The sequence below is a fragment of the Micromonospora sp. NPDC047753 genome (assembly GCF_040642735.1).
In the GTDB taxonomy this organism is placed as follows: Bacteria; Actinomycetota; Actinomycetes; order Mycobacteriales; family Micromonosporaceae; genus Micromonospora.
Window position 1 is genome coordinate 1 of sequence record NZ_JBEYSL010000460.1, and the last position, 5,417, is coordinate 5,417.

At 70.4% G+C, this 5,417-nt stretch carries 3 protein-coding genes; 1 reads left to right on the plus strand and 2 read right to left on the minus strand.

Annotated elements, in window-relative coordinates; translation table 11 throughout:
- Positions 1-69 precede the first annotated feature (69 nt).
- Positions 70-2,778, minus strand: coding sequence for a pyruvate, phosphate dikinase (gene ppdK, locus ABZ749_RS28430; protein ID WP_357233186.1), 2,709 nt, complete (start codon positions 2,776-2,778; stop codon positions 70-72).
- A 316-nt stretch (positions 2,779-3,094) separates the two neighbouring features.
- Between ppdK and ABZ749_RS28435 the strand changes: the two genes are divergently transcribed.
- Positions 3,095-4,762, plus strand: coding sequence for a beta-N-acetylhexosaminidase (locus ABZ749_RS28435; protein WP_357233188.1), 1,668 nt, complete (start codon positions 3,095-3,097; stop codon positions 4,760-4,762).
- A 139-nt stretch (positions 4,763-4,901) separates the two neighbouring features.
- Here the strand turns inward: ABZ749_RS28435 and ABZ749_RS28440 are convergent.
- A partial coding sequence (locus ABZ749_RS28440) for a LamG domain-containing protein (protein ID WP_357233190.1) occupies positions 4,902-5,417 on the minus strand: 516 nt, incomplete at its 5' end.

Consider the following 5,417-nt stretch of genomic DNA (forward strand, 5'->3'; position numbering starts at 1 on the left):
GGTGCTCTACGCGCTGGACGTGCTCCGGGTGCCACCGGCCGGGTACGGGCTGTTCGCCGCCGCAGTGCGTCAACGGCTGTCCGACCCGCCGGTCTCCACGACCGCCCGACCGGCCTCCAGCCGGGCCACCGGCACCCGGAACGGCGAACAGGACACGTAGTCCAGGCCGACCTCGTGGAAGAAGTGCACCGAGTCCGGGTCACCGCCGTGCTCACCGCAGACACCGAGCTTGAGCCCGGGGCGGGCGGCCCGGCCCTCCTCGGCGGCGATCCGCACCAGCCGGCCGACACCGTCACGGTCGATCGACTCGAACGGCGAGATACCGAAGATGCCCAACTCCAGGTAGCGCCAGAAGAACGCGCCCTCGACGTCGTCGCGCGAGAAGCCCCAGCCCATCTGGGTCAGGTCGTTGGTGCCGAAGGAGAAGAACTCGGCGGCCTCAGCGATCTGCCCGGCGGTCAGGGCCGCCCGGGGCACCTCGATCATGGTGCCGATCAGCACCTCGACGCCGCTGTCCCCGACCACCTCGGCAATGATCTTCTCGGCCTCGGCGCGAACCGTCTCCAGCTCCTGCACCGCCCCGACCAGCGGCACCATGATCTCCGGCTTGGCCGCGCCCCCGTCGCGGGCGCAACTGACCGCCGCCTCGGCGATGGCGCGGACCTGCATCGCGAACAGGCCGGGGATGACCAGGCCAAGGCGTACACCCCGCAGCCCGAGCATCGGGTTCTCCTCGTGCATCCGCCGGACGGCGGCGAGCAGCGCCTCCTCCTTGGCCACGTCCTCGCCGCGTTCCTGCGCGACCGCCACGTTGACGGCGAGCTGCTCCAACGGCGGCAGGAACTCGTGCAACGGCGGGTCGATGAGCCGGACGGTGACCGGCAGGCCGTCCATCTCGCGGAAGATCTCCTCGAAGTCGGCCCGCTGCAACGGCAGCAGCGCCGCCAGCGCCGCCTCCCGCTCACCCGGGGCCCGGGCCAGGATCAGCCGCTCGACCAGCTCCCGCCGGTCACCGAGGAACATGTGCTCGGTGCGGCACAACCCGATGCCCTCGGCGCCGAAGCGCCGGGCCCGGGCGGCGTCCGCGCCGGTGTCGGCGTTCGTGCGGACCGCCAGCCGCCGCTTGCCGTCGGCGTGCGTCATGATCCGGTGTACGGCCCGGACCAGCGCGTTGTCGACGTGCTCGGGGTCGAGGCTGCCCTCGAAGTACTGCACGACCTCGGAGGGCATGACCGGCACCTCGCCGAGGTAGACCTTGCCGGTGGTGCCGTCGATGGACACCACATCGCCCTCGGCGACGGTCTGGCCGGCGACAGTGAACCGCTTCGCCGGCACGTTCACCTCGATCTCGTCGGCACCGGAGACGCAGGTCTTGCCCATGCCCCGGGCCACCACCGCGGCGTGGCTGGTCTTGCCGCCGCGCGAGGTGAGGATGCCCTTCGCGGCGATCATGCCGTTCAGGTCGTCCGGGTTGGTCTCCCGGCGCACCAGGATCACCGACTTCCCCTCGGCGGCCAGCTCGACGGCTCGGGCGGAGGTGAAGACCACAGTGCCGGACGCCGCGCCCGGCGACGCGCCGATGCCAGTGGCGACCGGCTGGAACTCGTGGTCGAGCTGGAAGCGCGGGAACATCAGCTGGGCCAGTTGCGCGCCGTTGACCCGGTGCAGCGCCTCGTCCAGGTCGATCAGGCCCTCGTCGACGAGCTGCCCGGCGATGACGAACGCGGCGGCGGCGGTGCGCTTGCCGACCCGGGTCTGCAACATCCACAGCTTGCCGCGTTCGATGGTGAACTCGATGTCGCAGAGGTCCTTGTAGTGCTCCTCCAGCCGGGCCATGATGCCGAGCAGCTCGTCGTAGGACGCCTTGTCGAGCTGCTCCAACTCCTGCAACGGCACCGTGTTGCGGATGCCGGCGACCACGTCCTCACCCTGGGCGTTGGCCAGGTAGTCGCCGTAGATGCCCTGCGCCCCGCTGGCCGGGTCACGGGTGAACGCGACACCGGTGCCGGAGTCGGGCCCGAGGTTGCCGAAGACCATCGTCACCACGTTGACAGCGGTGCCCAGCTCGGCCGGGATGCGCTCCTGACGGCGGTAGAGCACGGCGCGCTCGGCGTTCCACGACTCGAAGACCGCCCGGATGGCCAGGTCGAGCTGTTCGCGCGGCTGCTGCGGGAACTCCCGGCCGGTGTGCTTCAAGAAGATTTTCTTGTACGCGTCGACCAGCCCTCGCAGGTCGTCGGCGTCCAGATCCAGGTCGTTGTGGGTGCCCTTGGCGTGCTTGGCCTCGTCGAGCGCGTGCTCGAACTCCTCACCCGGCACCTCGCAGACGGTCTTGCCGAACATCTGAATGAGTCGCCGGTAGGAGTCCCAGGCGAACCGCTCGTTGTTGCCGGCCTGGGCTGCGAGTCCTTCCACGCTCTGGTCGTTGAGACCGACGTTGAGGACGGTCTCCATCATGCCGGGCATGGAGAACTTGGCACCGGAGCGGACGGAGACCAGCAGTGGGTCCTGCGGGTCACCGAGGCGCTTGCCCATCGCGCGCTCCAGCGACTCCAGGTGCGCCTCGATCTGACCGGCGAGCCCGTCCGGCTCCCGTCCCGTCGCGAGGTACGCCTGGCACGCCTCGGTGGTGATGGTGAAGCCGGGCGGAACGGGCAGGCCCAGATTGGTCATCTCGGCGAGGTTTGCCCCCTTGCCGCCGAGCAACTCCTTGAGCTCCTTGTTGCCTTCGGAGAAGTCGTAGACGTACTTGTGATCGACGGTCTCTTGCGCTGCCACCAGAGCCTCCACAACACACGCGCCGGATTGACACTTAACGAAGGTTCAGTTTTCTTCTTCCCCGGGACGGACCGCCGGTAATCCCGGGGTCAACGTCGATCGGTGGGCGAAGGTTAAGCGACCATCGAGTGACCTGGGACCGTTCGGTGACAATTGGCACAGCTATCACGACTATCCGTGTTCGTACCGGTTTTTGGGAACGCTTCCATGCGCACCATCACGCATCCGGCCGAGCGTCGTACGCTTGACGGCACGCCAGCCGGTGAACCTCACTTTTGCCATAACCGACGCGAATACACCCCCCGGAGTCGCCGCCGTGTCGACCACCCCCTCCCCCGGCCCCACCGCCGTCCCCACACCGCGCTCGGCGGGGGAACCGGACGCGGCCACGCTGGCCCGCACGGCCGAGCAGACAGCGGGCGCGTTGCTCGCCCCGGCGGCCCCCCACCGGCTGGCCGACGTCGTGCCCGCCCCACGGCAGGTCCAGCCAGACCCGACCGCCGACTGGACCCTCCCAGCCGAAGCCGTCATCACGTCCAGCGCCGACCCCGCCGCGTTGGCGGTCGCCGAGCAGCTCGCCCAGCTCCTGCGCCCGGCCACCGGCTACCCGCTGCCGGTCACCGACGCCACCACGCCGGAGCCCGCCGGTGGCATCGCGCTGGTGCTCGACGGCAGCGCCGACCTCGGCGCGGAGGGCTACCGACTCGACATCGCCACCGACGGGGTGAACCTCACCGCCGCCACCGCCGCCGGCCTCCATTACGGCGTACAGACGCTGCGCCAACTGCTGCCAGCGGCGATCGAGAGCTCCACCCCGGTCACCGAACGCTGGGTGCTGCCCGGCGGGACCATCACCGACGCACCCCGGTTCCCCTACCGGGGCGCGATGCTCGACGTCGCGCGGCACTTCTTCGCCGTCGAGGACGTGCTGCGGGTGGTCGACCACCTGGCCCGCTACAAGCTCAACCACCTGCACCTGCACCTCACCGACGACCAGGGCTGGCGCATCACCGTCGACTCCTGGCCGAAGCTGACCAGCATCGGCGGGACGACCGAGGTCGGCGGCGGCCCCGGCGGGCACTACACGAAGGCCGACTACGCGCGGATCGTCTCCTACGCGACAGCCCGCCACGTCACCGTCGTCCCGGAGATCGACCTGCCGGGGCACACCAACTCGGCGCTGGTCGCGTACCCGGAACTGGCACCGGACAAGATCGCACCGCCGCCGTACACCGGCACCGAGGTCGGCTTCAGCTACGTCGACCCCGCCGACGAGCGCACGTACGACTTCGTCGCCGACGTGCTGGGCGAGGTGGCCGCGCTCACCCCCGGCCCCTGGCTGCACATCGGCGGCGACGAGGCGTTCAAGGTCAAGGGCGAGGTCTACACCGGTTTCGTCGAGCGGGTCCAGCGCATCGTGGCCGACCTCGGCAAGACCGTCGTCGGCTGGCACCAGCTCGCGCCAGCCGCCCACCTCGACGGGCGGGTCCTGCAGTGGTGGGGCACGAACGGCGAGGACTCCACCACCGTCGAGGCCGTACGCAGGGGTGCCCGGCTGATCGTCTCCCCCGGCAACCACGCCTACCTGGACATGAAGTACGCCCCGGACACCCCGATCGGGCACGACTGGGCCGGCCTCATCGACGTGCGAAAGGCGTACGACTGGGATCCGGGCACGCACGTCCCCGGCGTACCCACCGAGGCGGTTCTCGGTGTGGAGGCCCCGCTCTGGACCGAATCGGTCACCTCGCTGGCCGACATCGAACTGCTGCTCCTGCCCCGCCTCCCGGCCATCGCCGAGTTGGGCTGGTCACCCCGGGCAAGCCACGACTGGGCCGACTTCCGCGACCGCCTGGCCGGCCAGGGCCCGCGCTGGACGGCGGCCGGAATCACCTTCCACCGCGCGCCCGAGATCCCCTGGCCCACCGGGCCGGCACTTCCCGCACCGCGCGACGCGAGCCTCGAAACGACGTTCGATCGCTAGACGAGCAGCCGGTCCGTCAGCTCCCCTCGCAGCCCGGCCAGGTCCGCCACGCGGTCCGCGCTGCGATGCGGCGGGCATGGTCCACCACGCCCGCCGCATCCCGCCCGAACGGCGGATCTCCGGCCACACTCGGGGCGATTCAGCCGGCGGCGAGGTCGGCGATCCGTTCCGGGGCAAGCGTGGAGGTCCAGATCCGTACGTCGTCGACGACGCCACCGAGCCGCGAGTGACGGCTCCCGCTGGTGTCCCCGCCGCAGCCGATCAGGGTTGGCCCGGGAGCCATCCAGGGAGTGACCGGGCCGTCAACCTCGCCCTGCGCGACGCCGTCGACGTACAGGCGGACCTTGCCGGCGCCGAGGTCGTACACACCGGCGAGGTGCGTCCACTTGCCGAGGGCCGGTGGCTGCTGCGACTCCGAGTTGTGCCAGACGGCATCCGCTGCCGTCGAGTCCGGCATGCCGAAGTGCCATCGATTGGCGCCCGGGTGGTAGCCGAGATAAAGGGCGGTATTGCCATTGGATATCTGCGACATCACCGTGTGGTGCCCGGTGGCCTTCTCGAGCAGTACCCAGGCGGTCAGGGTGAACGATGCGTCGGTACGCACGAGCGGACCCGGAGCCTCCGCGCAGGAGTTCTCGGCCAACTCCAGGCCCAG